We start from the raw sequence: 25,174 nt of genomic DNA, 5'->3' as shown, positions 1-25,174 counted from the left end.
CCCGGTGCTGTGACAGACGGCACCGGGCCCGGCCCCGTTAGTCGCCGTTAACCTGCTCTGCATGACCGTACATCTCGAAGTCGCCGAGGGCGTCGGCACGCTGCGCCTCGACCGCCCGCCGATGAACGCGCTGGACGTCGCCGTACAGGACCGGCTCAGGGAACTCGCCGAGGAGGTCACGCGCCGCGACGACGTGCGCGCCGTGGTGCTCTACGGCGGCGAGAAGGTGTTCGCCGCGGGCGCGGACATCAAGGAGATGCGGGCCATGGACCACGCCGCAATGGTCCTGCGCGCCCGCGACCTCCAGGACTCGTTCACCGCCGTGGCCCGCATCCCCAAGCCGGTGGTCGCCGCCGTGACGGGGTACGCCCTCGGCGGGGGCTGCGAGCTGGCGCTGTGCGCGGACTTCCGGATCGCCGCCGACAACGCCAAGCTGGGCCAGCCGGAGATCCTGCTCGGCCTGATCCCGGGCGCCGGCGGCACCCAGCGGCTGCCCCGGCTGGTCGGCCCCAGCAGGGCCAAGGACCTCATCTTCACGGGCCGTCAGGTGCGGGCCGACGAGGCGCTGGCCATCGGCCTGGTGGACCGGGTCGTCCCGGCGGCCGACGTGTACACCGAGGCGCACGCCTGGGCCGCGAAGCTCGCCAAGGGACCGGCGATCGCGCTGCGTGCGGCGAAGGAGGCCGTCGACACCGGTCTGGAGGCGGACATCGACACCGGGCTGGCCGTCGAACGGACCTGGTTCGCCGGGCTGTTCGCCACCGAGGACCGCGAGCGGGGCATGCGGAGCTTCGTGGAGGAGGGGCCCGGCAAGGCCACGTTCCGCTGAGGGTTTCCCGCCAGGAAACGCTTGTAATTGACGCGATGTCTCATTCCGGGTCCCTCGTTGGGGCGAGTTGTGGCAGCCTTGAGGCAGCCTTGCGCCTGCCTGGTCGAGGAGGTCTGTCTCTTGCCCGGGAGTGAACCGTCTTCGCAGGTCAACCGGGCTGTCTCCAGCCCTGAAATGTCTTTGACATATGCCGGAAGAGCGTCGCTCACGGGAGGCTCCGCGGGGAAGTATTCCCCCGGAACGGCCACGGAGGGCGGCCCGGACGGCCATGATGGGGGCATGGCGGGGCTGGAGGGCATCGAACAGCCGCGGGGACACGGCCGTGCGACCACGGCGCGCTGGTCGCCTGCGGCCGAGGACGAACAGGCGCTCAAAGCACTGGACTTGTACGGCAATCCCGCCGAGGCCGAGGTCCCGCTGCCGTCCCGCCCCGAGTCGGCGGCCACCGCCCGTCGGCTCGTCCAGGTCGTGGTCCTGCGCCAGTGGGCGCTCACCCCGAAGCTGACCGAGGACACCGTCCTGCTCGTCTCCGAACTCGTCGGCAACGCGGTGCGCCACACCGGCGCCCGCGTCTTCGGCCTCCGCATGCGCCGCCGCCGCGGCTGGATCCGGGTCGAGATCCGCGATCCCTCCCGCGGGCTGCCCTGCCTGATGCCGGTCCAGGAACTCGACATCAGCGGCCGGGGGCTGTTCCTCGTGGACCGGCTGTCCGACCGGTGGGGCGTGGACCTGCTGCCGCGGGGCAAGACGACCTGGTTCGAGATGCGGGTCGCCGACCGCTGACGGCACGCCCGCCGCTCCGGGGCGTACGGGAAATGCCGCTGACGGCACGCCCGCCCCTCCCGGGCGTACGGAAGACGCCACTGACGGACCGTCCGCCGCCCGGGTGCATGGACGGTACCGCCGACGGAGTGCCCGTCGCTCCCGGGTACACGGACCGTACCGCCGACGGGCCGCCCGCCGCCCCGGGTGTACGGACAGTTTTCGGCGCGACCCGAAAACTGTCCCTCAATGAGCGCAATCGGCGTTTTTCGTACCCATCGCCTCTTAAATGGTGCGGTGACCACGACCGATCGTCGCGCGGCGCTGCGTGCGGGAGCCGGACTCGTCGCCGGCGGCGCCCTCGCCGCCGGGTGCGCGTCCGCGTCGGGCTCGACCGAGCGGCCCACCGCCACGCACCCCACCGCCACGCACCCCACCGCGACAGCCGCCACCCCCGGCCCCGCACGGGGCACGCCCCGCGCCGCCCCCGCCCCGCGGGCCTTCCCCCGGCAGCCCGCCCAGATCAGCCATGGCCCCCGCGACCGCGCGCGGGTGGCCCTCACCTTCCACGGCCAGGGCGATCCCGCGCTCGCCCGCGCCCTGCTCACCGAGGCCGAACGGCACGGCGCCCGCGTCACCGTGCTCGCCGTCGGCAGCTGGCTGGACGAGCACCCGGAGATGGCCCGCCGCATCCTCGACGGCGGCCACGACCTCGGCAACCACACCCAGCACCACATCTCGGTCAACACCCTGTCCGAGGCGGCGGCCCGCGCCGAGATCACCGACTGCGCGGACCGGCTGCACCGGCTCACCGGCTCGATCGGCAGCTGGTTCCGCCCCTCCCGGGCCCAGCGGGCCGCCCCGCTGGTCGAACGGCTGGCCCGAGCCGCGGGCTACCCGCACGTGCTGTCGTACGACGTCGACTCCCTCGACTACACCCGGCCCGGTGCCCCCGCCGTCACCCGCAAGGTCCTCGCCGAGGTCACCGGCGGATCGGTGGTCAGCCTGCACTTCGGCTACCCGGACACGGTGACCGCCCTCCCCGACGTACTCGAAGAACTCGGCCGCCGCGGACTGCGCGCGGTCACCACCACGGAGCTGCTGAGCTGATGCACCTCACCCCTGCCGCCCGCGTCCTGGCCGCCGGCGCCGCCCTGTGCGCCCTGACCCTGCTGTCCGCCTGCGGCGGGTCCGGGCCCCGCACCGACACGGCGGCCAGCAAGGCACCCGTGTCCCCCCGTTCGATGCGGTACGACACCCTGCCCGGCATGCCGCCCCTGCTCGACCCGAAGGACGCCTACGCCGCCGACCGCCCCGGCCGGCTCTCGCCGGTGGTCAAGGACTTCCCGTCCCGCGTCTACGTCCCCAACACCAACTCCAACACCGTCACCGTGATCGACCCGGCGACGTACAAGGTCATCGAGACGATCCCGGTCGGCGCCCAGCCCCAGCACGTCGTCCCCTCCTGGGACCTGAAGACGCTGTGGGTCAACAACGACCGGGGCCACTCCCTCACCCCCATCGACCCGAGCACCGGGAAGGCGGGCGAACCGGTCCCCGTGCACGACCCGTACAACCTCTACTTCACCCCCGACGGCAAGTACGCGGTCGTCATGGCCTCCCTCGACCGCCAGCTGGTCTTCCGGGACGCGCACACCATGAAGACCGCCAAGGCCGTCCCGGTCAGCTGCTACGGCGTCAACCACGCCGACTTCTCGCTCGACGGCCGCTACTTCATCGTCTCCTGCGAGTTCAGCGGCGAACTGCTGAAGGTCGACACCGCGCGGATGGAGGTCGTCGCGCAGCAGAGACTGCCACTCAAGGGCGCCATGCCGCAGGACGTCAAGATGTCGCCCGACGGCAAGCTGTTCTACGTCGCCGACATGCAGGCCGGCGGCCTGTGGATCCTGGACGGCGACACCTTCGGCACGCCCCGGTTCCTCGCCACCGGCCGGGGCTGCCACGGCCTCTACGTCAGCCGCGACTCCCGCACGATGTACATCACCAACCGGGGCGAGGGCACCATCTCCCTCTTCGACTTCGCCGAGAACCGGCTGGCCGGGAAGTGGAGCCTGCCCGGCGGCGGCAGCCCCGACATGGGCGGCGTCTCCGCCGACGGCAAGGTGCTGTGGCTGTCCGGCCGCTACAACTCGGAGGTGTACGCCATCGACACCCGCACCGGCGCCCAGCTCGCCCGGATCAAGGTCGGCAGCGGCCCGCACGGTCTCGCCGTCTATCCGCAGCCGGGCCGCTACTCGCTCGGGCACACCGGCATCTTCCGTTGAAACAAGGCCAGTTGACCCGCGGACACGCCCCCGATGGAGTGACGATCCCGCGTCCAGGACCGCTCAGGCGGGATCGTGCTCCCCATGACCAGTACTCGCCCGCGCCGCCGCGCCACCGCCGCTGCACTCTCCCTCGTGGCCGTCCTCGCCACCACGGCCGCCGCCCCCGCGGCCCCCACGACGAAGGCGCCCGCCACCGCCGCCGCCACCGCCAAGGCGGCCCCGGCCTGCCCCCAGTTCGAGGACCGCGTCAAGGCCGCCGCCGACCGCCGCGTCGACGTCGACCGGATCACTCCGGAGCCGGCCTGGCGCACCACCTGCGGCACCCTGTACCGCAGCGACAGCCGGGGACCGTCCGTCGTCTTCGAGGAGGGCTTCTGGCCCAAGGACGTGGTGAACGGGCAGTACGACGTGGAGAAGTACGTCCTCGTCAACCAGCCCTCGCCGTACGTCTCCACCACCTACGACCACGACCTGTACAAGACCTGGTACAAGTCCGGCTACAACTACTACATCGACGCCCCGGGCGGCGTCGACGTCAACAAGACCATCGGCGACACCCACAAGTGGGCCGATCAGGTGGAGGTCGCCTTCCCCGGCGGTATCCAGCGGCAGTACATCATCGGCGTCTGTCCGGTCGACAAGTCGACCAAGACCGAGATCATGAGCGACTGCGAGAGCAACCCGCACTACGTGCCGTGGCACTGAGCAGCGCCTCCGCGCCCACCGGGCGGTAGCCGGCCGCGAGGAACGCCCGCAGGCTGCGGGCGTTCCCCGGCGACACCTGCGCCCACACCGGCTCGCCCGCGAGCCGCCGGGCCGCCGTCACGAGGTCCCGGCCGAGACCCCGGTGCCGGGCCGCCCCGTCCACCTCCACCGACACCTCCAGCCGGCCGGCCACCCCGCGGCCCAGCGTCACCACCCCGCCGTCCGCCGCCCAGGCGCGCACCGCGTCGCGGCGCCCGCGGGCGTAGGCGATCCGGGGATGGCCGGGGTCCGTGATCTCCCGGAGCGCGGGCGGCGGTCCGTCCGCCAGGGGAGCGCCGACCAGCAGCGCGTCGACGGTGTCGTGGGCGCGCCCCGTGCGCGCCATGAAGGCCGCGAGGAACCGCGGATGCAGGGCGGCGGCCAGCGGATCGCAGTCGACCGCGCCGAGCGCCCCGCGCACCCACCGCGGGTCCTCGTCGGTGAACACCACGGCGTGCGCGGTGAAGGCGATCACCCCGGCGTCCCGGTGCCGGTGTTGCGGCACCACGGTGGTACCGCCGTCGTCCGGCGGGTAGACCCCCCGGGCCGCCGCGTCGACAATGTCCGCCAAGGACTCCATCGCCCTGCTCGCTCCTTGAGTCTCCACCCACTGGAAGGCCCAGACTCGCAGACATGACCGACGACGGCACCGGCCTTTTCACCATCGGCGAGCTGGCCCGGTCCACCGGACTGACCGTGCGCACCATCCGCTTCTGGTCCGACGAGGGCGTGCTGCCCCCGGCGGGCCGCTCCACCGGCGGCTACCGGCTCTACGACGCGGGGTCCGTGGCCCGCCTCGAACTGATCCGCACCCTGCGCGAGCTGGGCCTCGGCCTGGCCCAGGTGCGCGAGGTGCTGTCCGGCGAGCGGACGATGGCGGAGGTCGCGGCCGGGCACGTGGTGGCCCTCGACGCCCGGATCAGGTCGCTGACGATGAACCGCGCGGTGCTGTCGACCGTGGCGCGACGCGGTTCGAGCGCGCAGGAGACGACCCTGATGTACCAGTCGGCGCGGCGGACGGCGACGGAGCGGCGCGGCAGCTCCGCGCCGCGTACGCGCAGGACTCCGCCCGGGTGGCCGCGGCCCTCCGGGTTCGTGCGGGCCGTTAATCTGACCTGCGGCACTACGCCGACACGGTACGAGAGACACGAGCAAGAGGGGCGGATCGGTGGCGGACATCGACGAGGCACGCAAGGACTTCGAGCGGATAGACGCGGACGGCGACGGGTTCATCACCGCCGCCGAGTTCAAGTCCGCCCTGGCCCAGGGGGGCGACTGGAACGTCACCGAGGCGGTGGCCGAGGCCGTCATCAGGACCCGTGACCTCAACGGCGACAAGGTGCTGTCGTTCGACGAGTTCTGGGCCTACCTGGACAAGTGAGCTGAGTGGTGGAACGGGGGCGCCCGGCGGGCGCCCCCGTTCTTCACGCCGGGTGGTCGACGCGTACGCTCCAGCGCCCGCCGTGGCGTTCGAGCACCAGCGGCAGGTCGAAGCACTTGCCGACCTGGTCACCGGTGAGCACGTCCGCCGCCGGCCCCTGGGCCAGGCTGCGGCCGTCGCGCAGCAGCAGGGCGTGCGTGGTGCCGGCCGGCAGCTCCTCCAGGTGGTGGGTGACCAGCACCGTCGCCAGGTGCGGATGCTCCCGGCGCAGCGCGTCCAGGGCACCCAGCAGCTGCTCCCGGCCCGGCAGGTCGAGGCCGGTGGCCGGTTCGTCCAGGAGCAGCAGCCGGGGCTCGGGCATCAGCGCCCGTGCGATCAGGGTCCGGCCGCGCTGTCCCTGGGAGAGCGTGGGCCAGCGGGCCTCGCGGCGGTCGGCGAGGCCGAGCGTCTCGATGAGCCGGTCGGCCCGCGCCTCCTGCTCGGGCGTCGGCCGCCAGCGGGGCAGCGGGGCCACCGAGTTGGTCAGCCCGGTCAGCACCACGGTCCGGACGGTCAGCGGCTGGGTGAGCGGATGACGCGGATCGACATGTCCGACGTACGACCTCAGCTCCCGCAGGTCGACCCGGCCGAGGCGGCGGCCGAGCACCTCGACCGTGCCCCGCGTGGGGTGGGTCAGCGCGCCGAGCAGGCTGAGCAGGGTGGACTTCCCCGCTCCGTTGGCGCCGAGCAGTGCCCAGTGCTCGCCCGCCCGCACGGTCAGCGAGACCTCCTGGAGGATCGGCCTGCCGTCGCGCACGACCTGCACGTCCGCCGCGCTCAGGACGATCATCGGCGCACCGCCCGGTCCGCCGGGGACGGCGCCGCGAGTACGGCGGCCACGGTGGGCACGGCGGGCACCACGGCGGCGGGAGCCGGGGGCGCCTCTCCCGCGCCCCGGGCCGTGCGGTGCCCGGCGCCGGTGTGCTCGGCGGTGCGGTCCGCGCCGGTCCGCAGGGTGCGCGGGCCCCTGCTGATCGCGTCCTGGCGGGTACCGGGGAAGCTGTCGAGGTCGTCGGAGCCGGTCATGGGGTCGGCTCCGTGGGTGTGGCGGTTCGGTGCGAGGATCACCCCATCGACGGTACCGGTGCGCTCGCCGTTATCGGACGGGCGGCCCTTCGCCCCCTCCGCCGACCCGCCTCCACCGGCGGGGAGGCCGGCCGCCTCCGCCCCCTCCACCGGCGGGGAGGCCGGCCGCCTCCGCCCCCTCCACCGGCGGGGAGGCCGGCCAGGTCGCCGGCCGCGTCTCCGGCCGTGTTCCCCGCGTCACCCGGTTGCCGTACGGGCCGGAATAGTCCCCGGGGCCCCGGGGTTGAACCCTGCACTGTATGCGCGTGCATCTTTCCGGAGGTTCGGTATGAAGATCGGCATCATCGGGGCGGGCAACATCGGCGGCAACCTGGCCCGGCGGCTCACCGCCCTCGGCCACGACGTGTCCGTCGCCAATTCCCGCGGTCCGCAGACCCTCACGGACCTGGCGAAGGAGACGGGGGCCACCCCGGTCCCGGCCGCGGAGGCGGCCCGCGGCGCCCAGGTCGTCGTCGTCACCGTCCAGCTGAAGGCGGTCCCGGACCTGCCGTCCGGACTGCTCGACGGGGCGGCCGAGGACGTCGCCGTGATCGACACCGGGAACTACTACCCCCAGCGCGACGGCCGGATCGCGGGCATCGAGGACGAGGGCCGCACCGAGAGCCGCTGGACCGAACAGCAGATCGGGCACCCCGTGATCAAGGCGTTCAACGGCACCTACGCCCAGGACATCCTGGACCGCCCGCGCCCGGCCGGCGCCCCCGACCGGCTGGCGCTCCCGGTGGCCGGTGACGACCCGGCCGCCAAGCGGACCGTGCGCGACCTGATCGAGCAGCTCGGCTTCGACACGGTCGACGCCGGCGGCATCGACGAATCCTGGCGGCAGCAGCCGGCCACCCCGGTGTACGGGCTGCGGGCGGGCGTCGAGGGCGTGCGCGCGGCGCTGGCCGAGGCGTCGCCCGAGCGGCCGGCGGAGTTCCGCGCGTAGCGCCGCGCCGCGGCGGCCCGTGCGCCCGTGCCGGTCAGCCGTCCTGCGCCCAGGCGCGCAGGGCGGCTGTGTCCGCGAAGTCCGCCACGTTCTTGTCGTGCGGTTCGCTGGTGTACTGGTGGAAGCGCCACTTCGCCTGGATGCGGGGCTTGCCCGCGGAGACGTAGTCGGCGATCCACAGGCCGTCGCCCGCGTACGAGGTGGTGTCGACGTTCAGCCAGTAGTCGCGGTTCGTGTACAGCATCACCTGGTGGCGCGGCCGCAGGTCCTTCACCTTCCGGATGAACAGGTCCTTGTCGGCGTTGCTCGCGTGCGTCCCCTCGCTCGTGGTCTCCCAGTCGACGGCGAGGATGTCGCCCCCCTGCTCGGGGGCGTGCCGGACGAAGTACTCGGCCTGGGCGCCGACGTTGCCGGGCCACAGGAAGTGGTAGAAGCCGACGACGAGCCCGGCGTCCCGGGCCCGCCCGGTCTGGGCGCCGAGTTTCGGGTTGACGTACGAACGCCCCTCCGTGGCCTTGATGAAGACGAAGGACGAGCCGTCCGTGTCGTAGGACGAGGACTGGTACGCGCTCACATCGATGCCGTGCAGCACGGGGACCCCCTCAAGTGTCAGTGGGGTGACAGAAGTTTGACCGGTGTATGCCCCATCCGGGCGTGCCTGACCCCTTGACCTGTGAGACCTCACCTCATCTTGACCTGTGCGGTGTCACTTCACCGCGCCGGCCAGCAGCCCCGACTCCACGTGCCTGCGGAACAGGACGTAGAACGCGAGTTGGGGCAGCGACGCGAGGGTCAGGCCGGCGAACAGCGCGCCCCAGTCGCCCTTGTAGCCCTGGTGGACGGCGAGGGACGCGAGGCCCTGGGTCAGGACGAACCGGTCCGGGTCGGGGTTGATCATCTGCGGGATCAGGTACTGGTTCCACAGGCCGAGCAGGTTGAACATCGCGACGCTCACGAGGCCGGGCCGGGCCATCGGCACCATCACCTGGAAGAGGATCCGCAGGTGTGACGCCCCGTCGAGCAGCGCCGCCTCCGCCGCGGACGCGGGCAGCGACCGGAAGAAGGAGGTCAGGAAGAACACCGAGAACGGCAGCGAGTACGCGATGTAGACCAGCACCAGGCCCGGGAACGTGTTCAGCAGGGCCATGCCCTTGAGGACGAAGAACAGCGGGACCAGGGCCAGGACCACCGGCGCGCTCATCCCGGACATGAACAGCAGTTGGATGAACAGGCTGCCCGGGAAGACGAACCGGGCGAGCACGTACGCGGCCATGGACGCCAGCACCGTCGACCCGACGACCGAACACCCCACGACCAGCACCGTGTTGAGGAGGTCCCGGCCCAGGTCCGCCGTCGTCCAGGCGTCGGCGAAGTTCCGCCAGTGCGGCGAAGCCGGCAGCGACCAGGGGCTCTCCAGGATCTGCCCCGAGGGCTTGAACGACGTCATCACGGCCCACAGCAGCGGGCCCGCCGCCATCACCGCCCACAGGATCAGGAAGCCGTGCGAGAACGCGCTGAAGCCGGTACGCCTGCCCCGGTCCGTGCCCCTGCCTCGGTCCGTACGCCTGCCCCGGCCGGGGCGGCGACCCGGCGCAGACCGGTCCGGCGGACCCCCCGTTCCCGTGCCCGCCGGACCGGCCTGCGCCGGGTCCGTCGACCGCGTGCCGGTGGCGCCGCGGTCCTCTCCCGTTCGGTGCGTCGCACTCGCGGTCATGGTCTCAGAACTCCAGCCGCTCACGCCGTCCCAGCCGCAGGACGACCGCGGCGAACAGCAGGGTGACGATCAGCAGGGCGACCCCGGCCCCCGAGGCGTAGCCGGCCTGTGCGTCCCGGAACGCCTTGTTGTACAGGTAGACGGGCAGGACCAGGGTGGAGTGGTCCGGGCCGCCCTGGTTCACCGTCATGATGTTGACCACGGTGAACGAACCGTCCAGCGCCAGGATGCCCAGGTAGATCCAACCGGTCCGCACGGTGTCCCACAGCAGCGGCAGGACGACCTTGACGAAGGTGCGTGCCGGACCGGCCCCGTCCAACTGCGCGGCGGCCAGGATGTCGCCCGGTATGGACGCCGTCGCCGAGGAGAGGACGATCACGAAGAAGCCCACGTTCGTCCAGGCCATCACGGCGATCACGCACATCAGGGCGAGATCCGGGTCACCGAGCCAGTTCTGCTCCCAGGAGGCCGGGCCGACCGCGCCCAGGACACCGTTGAGCAGGCCCCCGCGCGGTGCGAAGACGTACTCCCACAGCACCGCGATCGCCGCGACGGACAGCACCTGGGGAAAGAAGAAGACGAGCCGGTAGAACCGCGCTCCGCGCACCGGGGCGATCGCGCCGCCCGGTCCGCGGCCACCGGCGAAGTCGAGCAGATAGGTGAGGAACAGACTCAGGCCGAGCACCAGGACCGGCAGCGTGAGCAGCACGATCAGGTTGTGCCGCAGCGCGGTCCAGAAGACCGGATCCCGTGCCAGGCGTTCGTAGTTGCGCATTCCGATGAACTCGGTCTCCGGACTGACCCCCGTCCAATCCGTGACCGAGTAGAAGAACGCCTGGAGGAAAGGCGAGACGACGAAGACCGCGTAGAGCGCCACCGGCGGGGCGAGGAAGCCCACGATCACCCGGTACTTGCGGTACCGCTGGTAGAGCCTGGACGTCCTGAGACCCGCGCGTTCGCGCGGTGCCGCGCCCTTCCCGTGCGGACGGCCCGTCCGCGACCCGTCCACGGGCACCGCCGTGTAGTCCGTCATCCCGCCTGCTCCGTCTTCTGCCACCGCGCCGCGTCGGCGGACGGGGCTCAGGGGTGCTTGTACTTCTTGACCGAGTCGTCCTTGGCCACGGCGTCGGACGCCTTCTGGATCCGGTCGATCGCCTCGGCGGGCTGGAGCCGGTCGGCCATCATCTCGCCGATCAGACCGGCGATCTCCTCCCGGTTCAGCGTCTGGTACCAGTCCGTGCGGGGCGAGATGATGTGCGACCCGGCCTCGCTGACCAGGCGGCTCGCGGACGCCAGCCCCGAGGGCAGGTCCATCCCCGCAACGGCGCCCCGCACACAGCTCAGCGACGAGGTGAGCCGGGAGAAGTTCTGCGCCGACTTCCTGCCGAGCATGATGCGCAGCAGTTCGAGACCGCCCTGCGGGTTCCGGGCGTCCTTGGGGACGACGAACGCCTCGCCCGCCTGCGCCCAGATGGTCTCGAAGGGCATCACGTCCGAGGAGTCCAGACCCGACGGCGGCGAGACGGTCATCTCGAAACCGGCCGGTGTGATGTCCTCGGTCTCGTTCTCCACCCAGGTGCCGTTCGGGACGAACAGCGCCTTGCCCTTGATCCACTCGGCCTGCGACTGCGTGTGGTCCAGGCCCGGCGTGCCCTTGAGGACGTAGCCCTTGGCGACGAGTTCGTGGTACGCCTCGAACGCCTGCCGGACCGCGGGGTGCTTCCAGGCGTTCGGCTCCAGGTTGTCGATCGACTTCAGGACGTCCCAGCCGCCGATCTTGGCGATGAACGGGTAGAGCGTCCACTGGAGGTAGTAGGGGAACTTGCCGGCGTAGGTCCAGCCCGCGATGCCCTCCTTGCGCGCCGCCGCGCAGAGCGTGAGCATCTCGTCCCAGGTCCGCGGGTAGGTCCAGCCGTACTTCTCCAGCAGGGACTTGGAGTACCACACCCCGAAGGCCGTGTAGGCGTAGTTCAGCGCCCAGACCTCCGCGCCGCCGTACTGCCCCTTCGACACGACGCCGGGTATCAGCGTCTCCTCGACGGTCTTGCCCGGGATGTCGTAGGACGGGGCCTTCAGCAGGGTCCGCAGGTCGGTGAGCTGGCCGTTGTCCGCCAGGGTGGCGGTGGGCAGGGAGTCCGCACCCGTGTTGTCCACCAGGTCGGGCGGGTCGCCGCCGAGGAAGCGGGGCTGGAGCAGGGTCCGGATGTCCTGGGTGGTGGTGTGCTCGACCTTCGTCTTCGGGAAGGCCCTCTCGTAGACGGCTTCGGCGTCCGTCACGTACTCGACCCCGAGTCCGCCGTCGAAGACGACGACCTCCAGGGCCGCCGACTCATCGGCGCCGAACGGGTTCTTCTCGCTCATCTTTCCCTTTCCGACGGTGTTCTGCCTGCCTCCTGCCGTGGCACAGCCGGTGAGGAGGGCGGATGCGGGCGAGGCGGCCAGCGCGGCGGCGACGGTGCGCTTGATCAGGTCGCGTCGACCCAGGTCCGAAGCGGATCCCATGCTCGGTTTCTCGCCTTCTGCGGGGGGACCGGCACGGTCCTTCCGGAGCGGCCGGGCTGTCACGGGCTCGTGGTCGGTGGTCCGTTCTGTGCGGAGTGCGTTCTCAGGGGCGTCGGGGTTCCGCCTCGTAGGCGAGCCACTGCGCGAAGGAGCGCAGGCCCTCGGCGAAGGGGACGGTGGGGCGCCAGCCGAGTTCGGCGGCGGCCCGCTCGGTGGTCATCGGCGGGTGTCCGTCCGGCGGCGCGGGCCGCCTCGCCGCGCCCCCGTCCGGGCGGTCGACGGGCACGGGGCGTACGGCGGCGCAGACCGCGTCCGCCAGGTCGGGCGCGCTCACGTGCTCGTCGTTGCAGATCTCGAACACGCCGGGACGCCGTAGCAGCAGGGCCCGTTCGACGGCGCGGCAGACATCGGTGGCGTGGACGTACTGGCGGGGTCCGGGCAACGGCTCCGTGAGCCTGATGGGCCGGCGCAGCAGCGACTTCTCGACGAAGCCCGGCAGCGGCGAGCCGTCCGGCACGACACCCGGCCCGTACGGCGTGCCGATGCGCAGCACGGTCAGCACGGTGCCGCCCCGCACGGGAGCCGGCGCCGGATCCTCCGCCGCCGCCCCTTCGGTGGTGACCGACACCACCTGGGCGATCCCCGCGCGCTCCGCCGCGGCGACCACCGGCCGCGCCCGGCGGTGGGGGCCGACGTGCACGACCGCGTCGGTACCCGCCAGGTCGTGGACGGCGGATGCGGTGACCGCGTCGCCGAGCAGGACCGCGTCGTAGCCCTGGTGTTCGAGGTCGTCGCCGATGAAGCGGCCCAGCCCGCGGGAGGCGCCGATGACCGCGACCCGGCCCTTGCCCGCGGCCGGTCCGGCATGGCCGAGCCGGGCCACGGCGGTCTGCTCGTCGTCCGCCGCGGCGCCCAACTCGACCGCTCTGCGGGCCAGTTCGGCGAGGTCGTCATGGAGGGCGGTGAGGCGCCGCGCGCCGATCTCCCCGCACAGCCCGCCGGGCCCCATGGTGGCGACGGCCGGGCCGCGGAGCCCCCCGGTGACGTCCGGCGCGTCCCGCGGCCCGAGGTCGGCGCCGGCCCGGCGGCTGAGGAAACCGGTCAGCCCCGCCGTGATCCACAGTGCCTCCAGCGCCCTGGGGCGGACCGGGGCGAGGGCGTCCAGCAACGGCGCGGACTCCATGGCCGCCGCGGTCAGCTGCTTGCGGAACCACTCCAGGGGAAACCCGAGCCGGCCGCAGTACCGCTCGCTGTCGACGGTCGTCCACGGCCCGTCCGCACCCCGCCGGATCGCGCACTGGGCCACCCCGTGCTTGAAGAACGGGATGACGCCGGCCTCGGACAGGCCCGCCCCCAGATCCCAGTCGGCACCCGGCGGCACCGCCCCGTGGCAGGCCGCGCGCCGCAGTCCGTGGTGGTCGTTGCGCGCCACGCTGGGGAAGTCGTCGTGCTCGACGAGGTTCGGCACGGTGAGATACGACGGGACGCGGTGCGCGCGGAGGTAGCGCTGCATGATCACGTCGTCCGGCCAGCCGTCACCGTGCCGCCGGGCGAAGTCGGCGAAACCGAGCGCGACGGGCGTGGGCAGCACCAGCGCCACCGTCGGCGTGTACTCCTGCGCCGCCACGGCCCACCGCGCGCCGCGCAGCGCCGCCATCCGGACCGCGGCACCGTTGCGGGAGTTCCAGGAGGTGAAGAAGGCGATGGCCGCGTCGGGCGCGGCGCGCACGGCGTCGTGGACGCGGTCGAAGAAGTCCGGGCCGGGCAGCGCGTCGTCCTGGAGCACGAGGTGGTGCGTGGCCTCCGGGTCGGCGGCGGACCAGGCGCTCAGCGCGGTCCGCAGCGCGGTGGGCGGGCCGTCGGGCTCGGGGTCGAGCACCAGCCGCAGAAAACCTTCCGGTGCCTTTGCGATGAGGTTCTGCGCCGTCCGGCTGCGCCGCGGATGACTCATGACGGCACCGCTGATCCTCGGCCTTGTGCTACTGATTCCGGTCGGTGCCGAGTCCGTTCTCCCCATATTCCGTCACCGCTCCTCAGCAGGCTCGGCCTTCGAATCGCTGCGAAGAAATACTAGCGACTGTGCACTGGTATTCCGCCATAAAAAAACTGGAGCTTGCTTGAGCGTTCTGTTAATGGGAACTGCCCCCACGGAAGGCGGTTGAGGTGCGGATACGGCGGCCTGCGCGACTGCTGTCCACCGTGAGCGGCAGTTCCTGCAATTGTTCTGAGGAAGTTCCGTTTCCGGGGTGCCTCCGGCCCGACGGGGGTGCGTTGACACGAACGGATCTCGGCGAGATCCTGTGCTTCCAAAATTGGTAAATTCTCTAGTCGAGGCGGGTATCGGTGACCTCATCTCTGCAATTCGACACGTTCGCCGTCGATGACACCGGAAATAGTCTCCCGTACGCTCTCCACGTGCCGAGCGGCTATCACCTCGACGAATCGGAGAGGTGGCCCCTGCTGCTCTTTCTGCACGGCGCCTCCGAGCGCGGGGACGACCCGACGATGCTCACCGCGCACGGGCCGGTGAAGCAGGCCGCACTGGGCGCGGACCTGCCCTTCGTGATGGTGGCCCCGCAGTGTCCGGGCTACAGCACCTGGGCGTGCGAACTCGACGGTCTGTACGCGCTGCTCGACGAGATCCAGGCACGCCACCGAATCGACGCGGACCGGGTGTACTGCACCGGTCTCAGCATGGGCGGGGCGGGCACCTGGGCGTTGGCGGCGCGGTTCCCGGAACGGTTCGCGGCCATCGTGCCCATCTGCGGGGCCTGGATGCCCGAGGCCGCCCCCCGGATCGCCGACCTGCCGGTGTGGACCTTCCACGGGGAGGACGACTTCAACATCCTCATCAAGCACACCGAGCAGGTCGTCGAGGCGCTCAAGGACCTGGGCAGCCACGCCAGGTTCACCCGCTACCCGGGCGTGGGACACGACTCCTGGACCCAGACCTACGACAACCCCGACGTCTACACCTGGCTCCTGGAGCAGCGCCGCGGCAGCTGAGACGGACCGGCGACGGGGGACGCCAGGTACGACGGCGACGACAGCGACGCCAGGGGCCCGCCGGCTTCGGCGGGCCCCTGGCGTTTCCCGGACGCGGCCCGCTCAGCCGCCGCGCAGCGCCTCCAACTCGGCGCGCAGCCGGGCGTTCTCCTGCTCCAGCAGCGTGAGACGGTCACGGATCGGGGCGAGCGCCCCCGCGAGTTCGCCCTCGCTGAAGCGCGGCGTGATGTGCTTGGCGCAGTTCCAGTCGAACGCCTCGACGCGCACCGTGATCAGCCGCTCCACCCGCCCGTCGGTCCGGGGCTCGGCCAACCGCTCGGCGAGCGGGGGATCGTCCGGCGCGGGCGTCGCCGTGGCGTGGCCGTACAGCTTCAGCCGCGCCTGCCGCGCGTGATCCAGGAGGAACAGCGCGACCCGGTCGTCGCCCCGCAGATTGCCGGTGGTGATGTACTGCCGGTTGCCCCGGACGTCGGCGAAGGCCAGGGTCTGCTCGTCGAGCACGTGCAGGAACCCGGGCGGCCCGCCGCGGAACTGGATGTAGGGCCAGCCGGTTTCGCCGACCGTGGCCATCAGGAAACCGTCCAGACCGTGGATGAACGCGGCCTCGACGGGGGTGAGGCGTTCGGCCGCGTCGGCCGGCGCCGCCAGCCGCCGCGCCGCGGCGTCCCCGCTGCCCATCTCGTACTGGACCTGACGGACGTTCTGCGTGTAGGCGAGACGCGCGTAACGGCTCATGCGGAACTCCTCGCGCTGTGCGGACGGCCGGCGGCGGACCCGAGCAGCCCGGTCCGCGCGGCCAGCACCCCGGCCTGGAAGCGGCTGCCGGCCGTGAGGTCCTGCATGATGGCGGCGACGTGGCGGCGGAAGGACCGTTCGGACATCCCGAGCCGACGGGCGATCACCTCGTCCTTGATGCCGGAGGCGAGCAGTTCCAGGATGGTCGCCCGCAGGTCGTCCATGGCCGCGGAGTAGCCCGAGGTACCGGACTCGTAGTCCAGCGCCGACTCCCACATCCGGTCGTGGATGCCGCCCAGGAACGCGGCGACGGACGCGTCGTAGACCACGGCCAGCCGCTGTCCGTCGTCGCTGTCGTCGGCCGGTACGAAGGCGACCCGGCGGTCGATGACGATGAACCGTCCGTGGATCTCCCGGGACGTCCGGACCTGCCCGTCGGCCCGCGTCAGGTCGCGCACGTGGGAGCGGGTGCCGGCGTCGCCGCGGGCGGTGTGCGGGTACAGCACCAGGGCGCGGACGCCCCGTTGGAGGGCCTCCAGGACGAGCGGCCGCGCATGGTGCAACTCCGGTGTCTGCTGGGCCACACAGGGCTGCATCACCAGGATCTCCGAGGTGCAGCGCTGCACGGCCTCCATCAGACGCAGCTCGATCTCGGCCGGGTCGCTGGTCACCACCACGGTCTCGGGCCGGCGCTGGGGCTGCTGGGTCTTGTTGAACGCGTCCTCGAAGGACAGCAGTTGCCCCTTGACGTCGTTCAGCCGGCGGCGCTCGGAGTAGATGGCCCGCTCCAGCGGCACCAGGAGTTCCATCTGGGCCTCCTCGGGGCTCACGGCGACCAGCTCGCCCTGGCTCCGGGCGGCGTCCTTGACCAGCCGCAGCTCCCGCAGCACCCGTACCGCTTCCACGACCTGCCGCAGGGAGACGCCGAGCCCCGCGGCGATCACGGACGCAGTGGCGCGACGGCCGGCGAGCACGCGTTCGTAGACGCGGACGACGAACTCGTCCACCTCCCCGGAGCGAGGCAGCTCCGACGTCCCGGTCGAGGTCGCGATCTTCATGTCAGCTCCTCCGTTCAGGTCCCGAGCGCTTCGGCGTCCGGGGTCACCGCGCGCAGCCGCCGGATTCCGGGCACGGCCAGCAGCACACCACTGCAACACAGTCCGAGCAGGGTCGCCGCGATCATCAGGGGGCGTGCCCCGGCCACGGAGGCGAGCGGTCCGGCCAGGGACCGGCCCAGGGCCATGGACAGCAGCGACCCGGTCACGTCGTAGGCGTAGACCCGGTTGAGCAGGTCGGCCGGGATCTGCGTCTGTACGGTGGTCGCCCAGATCACCGCCCAGAAGGCGAGGCCGGCACCGGCGACGGCCCAGCCGGCGCAGAGCGGGACGACGCCCGGCCGCAGGGCCGGGACCAGCGGGTACAGCGCGTACAGCGCCCAGCCGATCGAGCCGGTGGCGAGCGGACGGCTCGGCCGGATCCGGATGGCCAGGGCGCCGCCGATCACGCCACCCGCGCCGAAGGCGCCCAGCGCGATGCCCAGCGCCGTCGAGCCGTGCTGGGTGGTGACCAGGTCCGCGCCGACCGGCAGGGACAGACCCGCGACGAAGCAGCCGTAGACCAGGAAGCAGGAGATCACCCCCCACAGCCAGGTACGGGACCGGAACTCCTGCCAGCCTTCGGTCAGTTGCTGCCAGAAGGACTCCGTCTCGCCGACCTTCTTCGTCTGCCGCAACCGCAGTCCGAACAGGCAGCCGGCGCTGAGCGCGTACGTGGCCGCGTAGATGGCGAAGACGGTGGCCGGTCCGGACACGCTGATCAGCACACCGGCCAGGGCCGGACCGAGCACACCGGCCACCGACTCGGAGACCCGCAGCACGCCGTTGGCCCGCTGCACGTCGGCGGAGACCTGGGGCACCATGCTGGCCACCCCCGGCTGGAACAGGGCGGTGGCGACACCGCTGAAGAACTGCAACGCCACGATCATCCACAGGGGCGGCGTGCCGAGCGCGAAGGCGACCGCGAGGCCGCCTTGCAGCACCAGCCGCAGCAGGTCGGCCAGCACCATCATGCGCCGCGGCGTGAACCGGTCGGCGAGCACCCCGCCGAACAGCATGCACAGGGCGAGCGCGGCCATCCAGGCACCGAGGGCGTACCCGACGCCCGAGGTGCCGTATCCGGCGTCGAGGACACCGACCGTGAGGGCGACGGGCAGCATGGCGTCCCCGAGCAGGGAGCCGGTGCGGGCGCCGAAGTACAGGCGGAAGTTGGCCGTCCACAGGGACGGCCGCGCGGTCGGCTCCTCGGCGGACGGCGTGTCCGTACGGAGACCGGCGTCCTGGCTCATGCCCGCACACCCCCGTCGCGGCCGTCGGCCTGCGCACGGACCGGCAGCGCGGCCCAGGCGTCCGCCTCGGCGGCGGCCGGGCCCGCGGGCGCGTCGTCGTGCACGACGTAGTGGTGCGGGGCGATGGCGGTGACGCGGCCGGGCAGCGCGGCGAGCGTCCGCTCGTGCACCGTCGCGGGGGAGTCCGGGCCGGCCAGGTGGCAGACGATCCGGTGGCCCAGCTCCTCGTCCGGCACGGCCGTCACCAGATGCGGCACCTCGCCCAGGACGTCGGCCAGCAGCTCCCGTACGGCGTCGAGTTCGACCTGCGAGCGGTCGCTGACGTACCAGCCCTCGCCGCGCGCCACCGGTTCCAGCGTGGTCAGCGACTTCAGCTCGCCGAGCGGCAGATCGGCGTCGCCCGCGGCGCGCAGCAGGCGCAGCAGCGCCCGGCCGAACTCCTCGGCCTCGTCCTTGGGGAGGATCTGCGGGTCGACCCACAGGGTCAGTTCGAACTCCTCGTCCAGCCGGTACAGGCAGACGAAGAAGCGGCAGGGGATGTCCTCCTTCGGCAGCCAGGAGACGCTGCCGCCGATCCCGGGGTCCTCGTCGGGCGCCGGCTGGTGCCCGGGTATCCACACGGAGGGCAGCCGGCTCAGGGCGGACTGGTCGGGGGAGCCGGCCGTGGTGGCGAGCGTGCTCATGTCGTTGAAGACGAGGTCACGGGCGAACGAGATGCCGCGCTCGCCGCTCACCTCGTTGATGACCTGCTGCCACAGGGCGGTGGGGTCGAACCAGGCGTGCCGGTAGGCCGGCAGCCCCGCGGAGCGCACCTTGCGCACGGCGTCGTCGAAGCCCGCGACGTCGGAGAGGTCGACGGGCAGCAGCGCGTCCTGGGCCAACGAACCGAAGAATCCGCGGAGTTTGCGGACCACCCGGTTGTCCGACAGCGAGGTCGTCACCACCGTGGAGTGCCCCGTCCGGTGCCCCACGAGGACGGCCAGCGCGGCGAGTACGACGGCCGAGGGGCTGGCGCCGGTCCGTTCCGCGATCGACTCCAGCCGGGCCGGTACGGTCGTGGAGCGGATGTTCAGACCGGCGTGCAGCCAGTCGGTCTTGGCCGGGGTCGTACGGGCCGAGGGCGTGAACATCGCCTGCGGCACCCGGCGCAGCTGGGACTCCCAGTAGCGCAGCGCGCTCTCGCCGAGCCGCCGGATGGTCGCGGACCGCTCCAGCTCCACGACGTCGACGGGCTCCAGGGCGGCCGGGGCCGGCAGCGGGCGGTCGGCGCACAGGGCGGCCCACTCGGTGTGCAGCACCTCGCAGGCGGCGACGTCCATGGCGGCATGGGTGACCACCCAGACCAGATGGCGCGGAGCGCCGCCGGCCGTCACCACGGCCACCCGGACCGGCAGGTCGTGCTCCAGGTCGAACACCTGGGAACGCAGCCGGCGGGCGGTCCGCTCGGCGACCGCGAGCGGGTCGTCCGCGGCCTCGATCACGGCCACGGCCAACTCGCCCTCGGCGGCGACCACCTGGGTGGCGGGCGGACCGAGCCGGTAGGTCGTGCGCAGCGCTTCGTGACGCTCGACCAGTGTCCGCAGCTGGTCCGCGATCCGGTCCAGACCGCCGTCCGCCGGGGCGTCGAAGACCATGGCCAGGTTGAGGCGGGTCGGGTCCTCGTCGACGGATATCGAGCGCACGATGTTGGCGTGCCCGAAGGAGAGCGGCCCTGAGCGGTGCGACTGGCCGGCGAAGGGCACTGTGAGTTGCGGCAACGGGTCACCTCATGAAGGAGCCGGGCCGGTCCTGCGGCCCGGGGTGCGGGTTCGGGGATGGAGCACGGAGTGACGGCGCCGGGCGGGCGGCCTCCGGTGTGCCGTGGGGCACGCCGGGTCCGCCCAGGGGACGTGTCCGGCTCAGACCGTGCCGGTCGCGCCGCCCATCAGACACAGGGCGACGGACGCGTCGTCGTGGTGCTTTCCGGGAAATGCCCCGGCCGGGGTGCGTGCCTCGGCGGCTCGCGTCCGCGCGATGAGCCGGTGGGCCCCCTCGCGGCTCACACAGTCCAGCAGGTCCTGCCAGCTCCACTCGTACCGCTCGACCAGCCGGTAGGCGCCGTCGGTCAGCAGACAGACACGGTCGACGCGTTCGGCGGGCCACGTACCGGTCAGCGCGTGCGCGGCGGCCTCGGGGCGGTTCCCGGCGACCCAGAAGCCGCCCTCCCTGTTGCGCAGGTGCCTGAGGTCCGCCCAGGACCGGTCGGGGAATCCGTGGATGCGGTTGTCGACGACGCAGTCGACCGCGCCGTCGGTGAACCGGGCCACCACGGCGGAGTCCCCGAGGACCAGGTGGTCCACCTGGTCCTCGCGCTGCCTGAGGACGGCGACGGTGGCGGACGGGCTTCTGGGGTTCGCCAGGTCGCACCCCGTGCCGTGCCGGGCCATGACGTCGGCGATGGCCTCGGCGGCCACCTGGGGCAGCGCGGCCGTCGGGGTCTCGATGAGACCGGCCACCAGCCGGCTGCCGAGCTGGGTGACCAGCCACCGCACGCCGTGCCGGCATCCGTTGTCCACCCCCGGCTCGGCCGTCGCCCCGTCGAGCACCACGGCGAAGTGTCCCGCCGCGGCGACGAAGTCCTCGTTCAGGGTGTCGCCGGGACGTGTGGCACAAGTGATCTCCACCGCTCCTCCAAAGAGGCGTGCAGGCTGGAACTCCGGGTACCTGAGGTGCCGACCCCTTTGGTCTGTACCTCTCTGCGATCACTGTACGGAAGGGGCATCTCCGCGGAACTACAGCCGGGCCATAGGGACGGCTGCCGCCCGGTCAGCGGGGCGCCCCCGACGCCACCGGGCTGACCTGCGGTGTCACGGCACGTCCCGGCAGGGCCCGCCGGACGCGGCAGAAATCGCAAACCTTTCCCCGGCAGGTCGCCACAGACCCGGGGCCGGCCGCGCGCGCCCGGTCGGCCCGCGCGCCCGGCCGGCCCGCGCGCCCGGCCGGTCAGCCGGCCCGGCCGGGCCGCGGGCGGACGGCGCCGAAGCCGGGCATGCCCATCCCCTGGAACAGCAGCAGCGACGTACGCCGGTGACCGAAGGCACGAGTGTCCTCGCCCAGCATCGCCGACGCGCTCCCGAGCACCAGATGGCTGCGCGCCTCCCCGGGGCGGTGCCCGGTCTCGTGGTGCAGGGCGAGCGCCTGCCGCGCGGTACGCATCGCCTCCTCGCCCTCCTTCAGACACAGCCGGACCCCGGCGAGCACGTTCAGCGCGTTGCCCTCCAGCATCCGGAACTCCGCCTGCCGGGCCATGCCGATGGCCTGTTCCACCGTGGCGAGCGCCTCGTCCGGCCGGTCCTGGCGCAGCCGCGTCGCGGCCAGATTGATGAGCGCGTAGACCTGCGGGTAGCGGTCGTCCATCGACTCGGCGAGATGCAGCGCACGCCGGTAGCACTCCGCCGCCTCCCCCAGGCTTCCTGCGCTCTCGTACGCGGCCCCCATGGAGAAGAACGCGTTCGCCTCCAGCCTCCTGTTGCGCATGGACTGCGCCGACTCCAGGGCGAGCCGGGCGACGGCCATCCCCTCGGTGTGGTCGCCGAGATCGGAGTGCGCGGCCGACAGACAGCTCAGCGCCACCGTGACGCTGGTCTTGTTGCCGTTCTGCTCGTGCACCCGCAACGCCTCGCCGATCACCCGGATGACGTCCTGGGGCCGCCCCAGGGCCCGGTAGGTGATGCCGAGGTTGGTCTGCGAGATGGCCTCACCGCTGGCCGAGCCCATGCGTCGGAACAGCCGGGCGGCGTGCGCGTGGTGGTCGGCGGCCTCCGTGAGCCGGCCCAGCTTCCAGCAGATCAGACCCAGGTTCGTCACGTCGTCGGGGGCGACCGTGCCCTGGGACTGCTTGGTGAGGTCCCAGGCCTGCGAGAGGAACTGCGCGGCCTGCCGCGTGGCGCCGTTCTCCTGGTGCGCAGCACCGATCCGGCGCAGCGCCATGGCCTGCCCGTTGAGCCAGCCCGCCGCCCTGGCCAGCGCCAGCGCGCCCTTGAACAGCTCCTGGGCCTGGAGATTGTCCCCCTTGACCCAGTAGCAGTCGCCGCGCCGCAACTGCGCGGCGGACCGGGCCCGCAGATTGCCGTCGGCGGTCGCCGCGGACAGACCCGCGGTGGCCACCGACAGACAGTCCGCCGTGTACGCCCGCAGCGACAGGAATCCGTGCAGCACCTCGGCGAGCCGCCAGGCGACCCGGTGACAGCCGGCGTCCGCCGCGGCCAGCACCGCACCGACCAGGCTCTCCCGCTCGCTCTCCAGCCAGTCCAGGGCCCGGCGGTGGTCGCCGACCACCACCCGCTGGTCCCCGGGATCCGTCTGCGCGTCCGCGTCCTGCCCCGACAGTTCCTCCGGATACAGCATCCGGGCCGCGGTCTCCGCGTTGACCAGGTACCAGTCGAGCAGCCTGTCACGCGCCGCGTCCAGTTCGCCGCCGCCGGCCAGGTCCCGGGCGTAGGCGCGCAGCAGGTCGTGCGTGGCGAAGCGGCCGGGCACCGGTTCCTGCACCAGGTGGGCGTCGGCGAGATGGCGCAGCACCCGGCCGGCCTCGTCCGCGCCGGTCCCGGTGAGCGCGGCGGCCCCGTGCGGGGTGGTGTCCGGGCCGGGCAGCAGGCCGAGCAGCCGGAACGTACGCCGGGCCGGTTCGGGCAGCGCCAGGTAGGAGAGGTCGAACGCGACGCGGATCGTGGCGCGTTCGTCCCCGTCCACCTGGAGGCCGCTGAGCAGGTTCCCGCCGCGCAGCTTCGCGCAGTACTCGGCGATGGTGGTGTTCCGGTTCGCGATCAGATTGGCCGCGGCGATCCTGAGGGCCAGCGGCAGCCACCCGCAGAGCCGGGCCAGCTCCGCCACGGCCTCGGGTTCGGCGCGGACCCGGTCGTCGCCGAGGACCCGTCCCAGCAGCGACCACGCCTCCTGCCGGCTGAGCACGTCGAGCCCGAGGACGTGGGCGCCCTCGGTGGCGACCAGACCGGCCAGCTTGCCGCGACTGGTGATGACGACCCGGCAGTTGCCCTCGCCCGGGATGAGGGGCCGCACCTGGTCCACGTCGGCGGCGTTGTCCAGGACGATCAGCATGCGCTTGTCGGCCAGCAGCGTGCGGTACGTCGCCGCCGCCTCCTCCCGGCTCGGCGCCACCTGGTCCGGCGGCACCCCGAGCGCACGCAGGAAACGGGCGAGGACGTCCTCGGGGCGCAGCGCCGGCAGCGCCGAGTGTCCCTGGAGGTTCACGAACAGCTGCCCGTCGGCGAACCGGGACCGGTGGGTGTGCGCCCAGCGCAGTGCGAGAGCGGTCTTCCCCACCCCCGGCGGGCCGATGACCGTGACCACCGGGGCCGCGCCGGCGCCCTCGCAGGACAGCAGCCGGTCCAGCTCCAGCAGCTCCGTCTCGCGCCCCACGTAGGTGGGGGTGTCGGCGGGCAGCTGCGCGGGTCTGCCCGTCATGGGTGCGGCGGAGCGGGCCGCGTCGAAGCCCGAGCGTTCGGTCCGCGGGATCTGCTGCCGCAGGACGCGCATGTGGGCGTGCCGGATCTCTTCGCTCGGCGCGATGCCCAACTGCTCGTCGAGGCGTTCGCGGAGGGTGGTGAAGACGTTCAGGGCGGCCGCCTGCTCACCGCAGCCGGCCAGGGCGAGCATGAGGCGCGCGTGGATGCCCTCGTGCAGCGGGTCCTCGTGGGCGAGGTCCCACAGGACGCGCAGCGACTGCTCGGGCCGTCGCATCCGCAGGGCCAGATCGGCGTGCAGCAGCGCGGCTTCGCTTCGGCGCTCACCGCCGGCGACGGCCATCGGGTGCTGCCGCAGCGCCGAGTCCAGGTCGGCGAGGAGGGGGCCGCGCCAGCACTCCAGCGCGGCGGTCAGCGACTCGAAGGCCAGCGACTCGTGGCCGGTGCCGTGCGCACGCCTCGCGCGGGACACGAGTTCGTCGAAGCGCCCGATGTCGGTCTGGCCGGCGTCCACCCGGAGCCGGTAGCCGCTGGGGACGCGTTCCACCGTGGCCGCCGCGCCGGACGCCTGCGGCGGCTCGGGTTCCAGGAGGCGGCGCACCTGGCTCACATAGGTGTGGATCAGGCTCTGGTACGAACCGGGCGGTCCGGCCGGCCACAGCGCCTCGACGATCTCCTGATGGGTGGCGGGCGCGGGGCACTTGAGGACGAGCAGTCCGAGCAGGTGGCGGAGCATGGGCCGGGTGACCGGGACCGGGGTGTCACCGCGGTGCACGGCGAGCGGTCCGAGGACCAGGAAGCGGAGCCGGCCGCTGGTCCTGGGCGCGGCGTCCCGGGCGGCGTCGTGCAGCTCACCGGCCTCGGCATCGGAGAGTTCCAGCGCCGCGACGAGCCGTTGGACGGTGCGTAACTGGGGCCGCTGGACCCGGCCCCGTTCTATGTCGCGCAGCGCGCGGGTGCTCATACCGGTCTTTCCTGAGAGCTCCTGCTGGCTCAGGTGGGCGCGTTTGCGAAACGACCGTATGCGCTGGCCCAGTGCTGCCGGGCCGGTGTCGGATCCGCGATCCGTGGGTTCGCTGTCCGCTGCGTTGCTGTCCAAGGGTGGGGGCCCCATCTTCGGTGACGTGCACGGTGTCGGGCGGGTTTCGCGGGCGTGGTTCACTTGAACTCTCCCCGAGCCACGGACGTTTGTGAACCACGCCCCACCGCCCCGTCGGGCAGCCGGCCGCGTGGCCGTTCCGTCGGACTTCCCGCACTGACCGGTCGCGGCCAGGCCGCTTTCGGGCATTGAGGCTCTTTCCGATCCCAGCCTACCGTCTGGATCGACCGAACCTCGCGGTGAAAGGAGGTCGAG

The 25,174-nt window shown here is 72.5% G+C and carries 22 protein-coding genes and 1 pseudogene; 9 read left to right on the top strand and 14 right to left on the bottom strand.

Features of this window, described 5'->3' with window-relative positions; translation table 11 throughout:
- Positions 1-61: 61 nt before the first annotated feature.
- From ACFC09_RS26980 to ACFC09_RS26960, 5 genes are all read left to right on the top strand, one after another.
- Positions 62-829, top strand: coding sequence for an enoyl-CoA hydratase/isomerase family protein (locus ACFC09_RS26980; RefSeq protein WP_376532913.1), 768 nt, complete (start codon positions 62-64; stop codon positions 827-829).
- Positions 830-1,108: 279 nt separating this feature from the next.
- The gene (locus tag ACFC09_RS26975; protein WP_376532912.1) at positions 1,109-1,612 is read left to right on the top strand and encodes an ATP-binding protein; all 504 of its coding nucleotides are present in this window, start codon (positions 1,109-1,111) and stop codon (positions 1,610-1,612) included.
- 276 nt (positions 1,613-1,888) lie between these two features.
- Entirely contained in the window at positions 1,889-2,701 is an 813-nt protein-coding gene (locus ACFC09_RS26970; protein WP_376532911.1) for a polysaccharide deacetylase family protein, read from the top strand.
- Positions 2,701-3,876, top strand: a complete 1,176-nt coding sequence (locus tag ACFC09_RS26965) for a hypothetical protein (protein ID WP_376532910.1) — start codon at positions 2,701-2,703, stop codon at positions 3,874-3,876. Before ACFC09_RS26970 ends, ACFC09_RS26965 begins: the two co-directional genes overlap by 1 nt.
- Positions 3,877-3,960: 84 nt before the next feature.
- Positions 3,961-4,584, top strand: coding sequence for an ADP-ribosyltransferase (locus ACFC09_RS26960; protein WP_376532909.1), 624 nt, complete (start codon positions 3,961-3,963; stop codon positions 4,582-4,584).
- Here ACFC09_RS26960 and ACFC09_RS26955 read toward each other — a convergent pair.
- The gene (locus ACFC09_RS26955) at positions 4,538-5,203 is read right to left on the bottom strand and encodes a GNAT family N-acetyltransferase (RefSeq protein ID WP_376532907.1); all 666 of its coding nucleotides are present in this window, start codon (positions 5,201-5,203) and stop codon (positions 4,538-4,540) included. The genes ACFC09_RS26960 and ACFC09_RS26955 overlap by 47 nt on opposite strands.
- Before the next feature lie 53 nt (positions 5,204-5,256).
- On the opposite strand from ACFC09_RS26955, the pseudogene ACFC09_RS26950 reads away from it, so the two are divergent.
- Together ACFC09_RS26950 and ACFC09_RS26945 are read left to right on the top strand one after the other, a co-directional pair.
- A pseudogene (locus ACFC09_RS26950) lies at positions 5,257-5,658 on the top strand (MerR family transcriptional regulator); the annotation flags it as partial.
- Between the two features lie 133 nt (positions 5,659-5,791).
- Entirely contained in the window at positions 5,792-6,004 is a 213-nt protein-coding gene (locus tag ACFC09_RS26945; RefSeq protein ID WP_376532905.1) for an EF-hand domain-containing protein, read from the top strand.
- Positions 6,005-6,047: 43 nt separating this feature from the next.
- Here ACFC09_RS26945 and ACFC09_RS26940 read toward each other — a convergent pair whose 3' ends face one another.
- Both ACFC09_RS26940 and ACFC09_RS26935 read right to left on the bottom strand, forming a co-directional pair.
- Positions 6,048-6,833 (bottom strand): ABC transporter ATP-binding protein, encoded by a 786-nt coding sequence (locus ACFC09_RS26940; RefSeq protein WP_376532903.1) that lies wholly within the window; start codon positions 6,831-6,833, stop codon positions 6,048-6,050.
- On the bottom strand, positions 6,830-7,111 hold the full coding sequence (locus ACFC09_RS26935) for a hypothetical protein (protein ID WP_376532901.1): 282 nt from the start codon (positions 7,109-7,111) through the stop codon (positions 6,830-6,832). The genes ACFC09_RS26940 and ACFC09_RS26935 overlap by 4 nt, the downstream gene beginning before the upstream one ends.
- 286 nt (positions 7,112-7,397) lie before the next feature.
- Between ACFC09_RS26935 and ACFC09_RS26930 the strand changes: the two genes are divergently transcribed.
- Positions 7,398-8,057: an NADPH-dependent F420 reductase gene (locus ACFC09_RS26930; RefSeq protein WP_376532899.1), complete on the top strand. Its 660-nt coding sequence runs from the start codon at positions 7,398-7,400 to the stop codon at positions 8,055-8,057.
- Positions 8,058-8,091: 34 nt separating this feature from the next.
- On the opposite strand, the gene ACFC09_RS26925 is transcribed toward ACFC09_RS26930, so the two are convergent.
- The 5 genes from ACFC09_RS26925 to ACFC09_RS26905 form a co-directional block, all read right to left on the bottom strand.
- Positions 8,092-8,649, bottom strand: a complete 558-nt coding sequence (locus ACFC09_RS26925) for a glycoside hydrolase family 25 protein (RefSeq protein WP_376532897.1) — start codon at positions 8,647-8,649, stop codon at positions 8,092-8,094.
- A 114-nt stretch (positions 8,650-8,763) separates the two neighbouring features.
- Entirely contained in the window at positions 8,764-9,771 is a 1,008-nt protein-coding gene (locus tag ACFC09_RS26920; RefSeq protein WP_376532895.1) for a carbohydrate ABC transporter permease, read from the bottom strand.
- A gap of 4 nt (positions 9,772-9,775) precedes the next feature.
- Entirely contained in the window at positions 9,776-10,804 is a 1,029-nt protein-coding gene (locus ACFC09_RS26915; protein ID WP_376532893.1) for a carbohydrate ABC transporter permease, read from the bottom strand.
- Between the two features lie 47 nt (positions 10,805-10,851).
- The gene (gene ngcE / locus ACFC09_RS26910; RefSeq protein WP_376532891.1) at positions 10,852-12,273 is read right to left on the bottom strand and encodes an N-acetylglucosamine/diacetylchitobiose ABC transporter substrate-binding protein; all 1,422 of its coding nucleotides are present in this window, start codon (positions 12,271-12,273) and stop codon (positions 10,852-10,854) included.
- 103 nt (positions 12,274-12,376) lie between these two features.
- A complete protein-coding gene (locus ACFC09_RS26905) occupies positions 12,377-14,224 on the bottom strand; it encodes a hypothetical protein (RefSeq protein WP_376532889.1) in 1,848 nt (615 codons plus the stop codon).
- Positions 14,225-14,688: 464 nt separating this feature from the next.
- Here ACFC09_RS26905 and ACFC09_RS26900 point away from each other — a divergent pair, with 464 nt between their 5' ends.
- Complete coding sequence (locus ACFC09_RS26900; RefSeq protein ID WP_376532887.1) at positions 14,689-15,279, top strand: alpha/beta fold hydrolase; 591 nt, start codon at positions 14,689-14,691, stop codon at positions 15,277-15,279.
- A 102-nt stretch (positions 15,280-15,381) separates the two neighbouring features.
- On the opposite strand, the gene ACFC09_RS26895 is transcribed toward ACFC09_RS26900, so the two are convergent.
- From ACFC09_RS26895 to ACFC09_RS26870, 6 genes are all read right to left on the bottom strand, one after another.
- Positions 15,382-16,014: a pyridoxamine 5'-phosphate oxidase family protein gene (locus ACFC09_RS26895; protein ID WP_376532885.1), complete on the bottom strand. Its 633-nt coding sequence runs from the start codon at positions 16,012-16,014 to the stop codon at positions 15,382-15,384.
- Positions 16,011-17,072: a LuxR C-terminal-related transcriptional regulator gene (locus ACFC09_RS26890; RefSeq protein WP_376532883.1), complete on the bottom strand. Its 1,062-nt coding sequence runs from the start codon at positions 17,070-17,072 to the stop codon at positions 16,011-16,013. The genes ACFC09_RS26895 and ACFC09_RS26890 overlap by 4 nt, the downstream gene beginning before the upstream one ends.
- A gap of 14 nt (positions 17,073-17,086) precedes the next feature.
- Positions 17,087-18,358, bottom strand: a complete 1,272-nt coding sequence (locus ACFC09_RS26885) for an MFS transporter (protein ID WP_376532881.1) — start codon at positions 18,356-18,358, stop codon at positions 17,087-17,089.
- The gene (locus tag ACFC09_RS26880) at positions 18,355-20,115 is read right to left on the bottom strand and encodes a condensation domain-containing protein (RefSeq protein WP_376532879.1); all 1,761 of its coding nucleotides are present in this window, start codon (positions 20,113-20,115) and stop codon (positions 18,355-18,357) included. The genes ACFC09_RS26885 and ACFC09_RS26880 overlap by 4 nt, the downstream gene beginning before the upstream one ends.
- A 141-nt stretch (positions 20,116-20,256) precedes the next feature.
- Positions 20,257-21,021: a protein phosphatase 2C domain-containing protein gene (locus ACFC09_RS26875; RefSeq protein WP_376532877.1), complete on the bottom strand. Its 765-nt coding sequence runs from the start codon at positions 21,019-21,021 to the stop codon at positions 20,257-20,259.
- A 319-nt stretch (positions 21,022-21,340) separates the two neighbouring features.
- Positions 21,341-24,934, bottom strand: coding sequence for a BTAD domain-containing putative transcriptional regulator (locus ACFC09_RS26870; protein WP_376532875.1), 3,594 nt, complete (start codon positions 24,932-24,934; stop codon positions 21,341-21,343).
- Between the last annotated feature and the right edge of the window lie 240 nt (positions 24,935-25,174).

Source organism: Streptomyces sp. NPDC056161 (genome assembly GCF_042268025.1).
Lineage (GTDB): Bacteria > Actinomycetota > Actinomycetes > Streptomycetales > Streptomycetaceae > Streptomyces.
The sequence above is the reverse complement of the archived record's forward strand: the minus strand, read 5'-3'. Positions and strand labels throughout refer to the sequence as shown.

Bases quoted from the DNA above. Each gene is read 5' to 3' on its own strand.
- ACFC09_RS26980 (WP_376532913.1), top strand. From the start codon at position 62: ATGACCGTACATCTCGAAGTCGCCGAGGGCGTCGGCACGCTGCGCCTC.
- ACFC09_RS26975 (WP_376532912.1), top strand. From the start codon at position 1,109: ATGGCGGGGCTGGAGGGCATCGAACAGCCGCGGGGACACGGCCGTGCG.
- ACFC09_RS26965 (WP_376532910.1), top strand. From the start codon at position 2,701: ATGCACCTCACCCCTGCCGCCCGCGTCCTGGCCGCCGGCGCCGCCCTG.
- ACFC09_RS26960 (WP_376532909.1), top strand. From the start codon at position 3,961: ATGACCAGTACTCGCCCGCGCCGCCGCGCCACCGCCGCTGCACTCTCC.
- ACFC09_RS26955 (WP_376532907.1), bottom strand. From the start codon at position 5,203: ATGGAGTCCTTGGCGGACATTGTCGACGCGGCGGCCCGGGGGGTCTAC.
- ACFC09_RS26940 (WP_376532903.1), bottom strand. From the start codon at position 6,833: ATGATCGTCCTGAGCGCGGCGGACGTGCAGGTCGTGCGCGACGGCAGG.
- ACFC09_RS26930 (WP_376532899.1), top strand. From the start codon at position 7,398: ATGAAGATCGGCATCATCGGGGCGGGCAACATCGGCGGCAACCTGGCC.
- ACFC09_RS26920 (WP_376532895.1), bottom strand. From the start codon at position 9,771: ATGACCGCGAGTGCGACGCACCGAACGGGAGAGGACCGCGGCGCCACC.
- ACFC09_RS26915 (WP_376532893.1), bottom strand. From the start codon at position 10,804: ATGACGGACTACACGGCGGTGCCCGTGGACGGGTCGCGGACGGGCCGT.
- ngcE (WP_376532891.1), bottom strand. From the start codon at position 12,273: ATGGGATCCGCTTCGGACCTGGGTCGACGCGACCTGATCAAGCGCACC.
- ACFC09_RS26905 (WP_376532889.1), bottom strand. From the start codon at position 14,224: ATGAGTCATCCGCGGCGCAGCCGGACGGCGCAGAACCTCATCGCAAAG.
- ACFC09_RS26895 (WP_376532885.1), bottom strand. From the start codon at position 16,014: ATGAGCCGTTACGCGCGTCTCGCCTACACGCAGAACGTCCGTCAGGTC.
- ACFC09_RS26890 (WP_376532883.1), bottom strand. From the start codon at position 17,072: ATGAAGATCGCGACCTCGACCGGGACGTCGGAGCTGCCTCGCTCCGGG.
- ACFC09_RS26885 (WP_376532881.1), bottom strand. From the start codon at position 18,358: ATGAGCCAGGACGCCGGTCTCCGTACGGACACGCCGTCCGCCGAGGAG.
- ACFC09_RS26870 (WP_376532875.1), bottom strand. From the start codon at position 24,934: ATGGGGCCCCCACCCTTGGACAGCAACGCAGCGGACAGCGAACCCACG.